The 1,876-nt window shown below is 71.5% G+C and carries 2 protein-coding genes; one reads left to right on the forward strand and one right to left on the reverse strand.

Going from position 1 to position 1,876, the window contains the following annotated elements; translation table 11 throughout:
- Nucleotides 1–188: 188 nt before the first annotated feature.
- Entirely contained in the window at nucleotides 189–1,694 is a 1,506-nt protein-coding gene (locus AB0C29_RS46295; protein ID WP_360834455.1) for a N,N-dimethylformamidase beta subunit family domain-containing protein, read from the forward strand.
- Here AB0C29_RS46295 and AB0C29_RS46300 read toward each other — a convergent pair.
- Nucleotides 1,691–1,876: citrate/2-methylcitrate synthase (locus tag AB0C29_RS46300; protein WP_360834457.1), on the reverse strand; the 186-nt coding region annotated here is incomplete at its 5' end. The genes AB0C29_RS46295 and AB0C29_RS46300 overlap by 4 nt on opposite strands.

Genomic DNA, 1,876 nt, shown 5'->3' on the forward strand with positions numbered 1-1,876 from the left:
CTCCGCCACGACCCCCGTACGGGGTTGCGGACGCCCGGCATACTCGGCGCGGCAGTGACAGACACGCCTGCCGCCGCCGACGGATCCCGCGCCCAGCCCTGCGGTTCCACTGTCTACAGTGGAGCAATTTTTGCGTCCGGTCGGCGGCGCGGGCGGCATTTCACCACGGGGGAAACACCATGCCGGCCATGTCTCGTCGTACGGCGCTGAGCCTGCTCGCGCTCACCGCCGTCAGCACATCAGGCTCCTGCGGTACGGCCCGTGCCCAGCCGGCCCACCACGACAGCAGAGGAACGGGACGGGCCGCCAACCCGGTGGTCCTGGAGAACCTGCTCGACGGGGACAGCGGGTGGCAGCTGGCCGGCGTACGGAGCTCGGACGACGTCACGCGCCAGATCCAGGGCTACGCGTCGCGTACGTCGGTCAACGTCGGCGAGTCGCTCGACTTCCACGTCTCGGTGGCCGGCGACCGGGCGTTCACCGTCTCGATCTACCGGCTCGGCCACTACGGCGGCGCGGGTGGCCGGCGCCTGCTGACCAGTGGCAGCCTGCGCGGCACGGAGCTGCCCACGCCCACCGCCGGCCCCGGTACGGGCCTGATCGAGTGCGACTGGCCGGTCTCCTGGACGCTGGCCGTCCCCGCCGACTGGACCTCCGGATACTTCCTGGCGGTCTTCGACACCGACGACGGCTTCCGCAGCTGCACGCCGTTCGTGGTGCGCGACGACGGGCGCCGGGCCGACTTCGTCGTCGTGGTGCCGTTCAGCACCTACCAGGCGTACAACTTCTGGCCGGCCGACGGTCGGACCGCGAAGAACCTCTACAAGGGCTACCTCCGGCCCGGCAAGGTCGGCGGCATCCCGGAGCGCGCGTTCCAGGTGTCCTTCGACCGCCCCTACTCCGGCGGCGGGATGCCCAGCTGGTCCGACCTCGACATCGCCGCCGCCCGCTGGCTCGAGGCCACCGGTTTCGACGTGGCGTACGCCTCCAGCCTGGACCTGCACGAGCAGCGCATCCCGGCCGGCAAGCACGCCGCGTTGATCTTCCCGGGCCACGACGAGTACTGGTCGAAAGCCATGCGCGACAGCACGGAGAGCGCCGTCGACGGTGGCACGCACCTGGCGTTCCTGGCGGCGAACAACGTCTACTGGCACGTACGGTTCGACCCCGCGCGGGACGGGCGCCGCAACCGGGTGGTGACCTGCTACAAGGACACACCGGACCCGGGAGCGGACGGGAACGGGCCGACGTGCAACTGGCGCAAGATCGGCGAGAAGCACAGCCACGCCGAGCAACGGCTGCTGGGCGTGCAGTACAACGGGATGCTGGCCGACCCGCTGCCGCTGGTGATCAGCAAGAGCAGGCACTGGTTCTGGGCGGGCACCGGGGTCCGCGACGGCGACACCGTCCCCGGTCTCGTGGCGGTCGAGGCCGACGGCTGGAACCCGAAGATCAAGCTGTCCCGCCGGGCGAACCAGACCCTGCTGTCCGAGACCCCGTACGAGGACCGGCTCGGCCGCGGGGCACGGGTGCAGAACACCAGCCTCTACGAGACCGCCCACGGCACGCTGGTCTTCGCCGCGGGGACGTTCCACTGGAACCTCGCCCTGGTCGACTCGGCGTACACCGACGTACGGATCCAGCGCGCGACGCGGAACCTGCTCACCCGCATGCTGGTCGGCTCCCGGTCCTAGCCGGTGTCTCGCGGGGACCGGCCGGCGTAGCGGCCGCTGGGCCGGAAGCGGCTCGGCTCGTCGGCGTACTCCTCCAGGGCGTGGGCGAGCCAGCCGGCGGTCCGGGCGACGGCGAAGATCGCCTCCCCGGCGTCGGCGGCCATGCCGGTGGCCAGGGTGAAGGCGGCCAGGGCGAAGTCGAC

Origin of the sequence: Actinoplanes sp. NPDC048791 (assembly GCF_040650095.1) — a bacterium.
Lineage (GTDB): Bacteria > Actinomycetota > Actinomycetes > Mycobacteriales > Micromonosporaceae > Actinoplanes.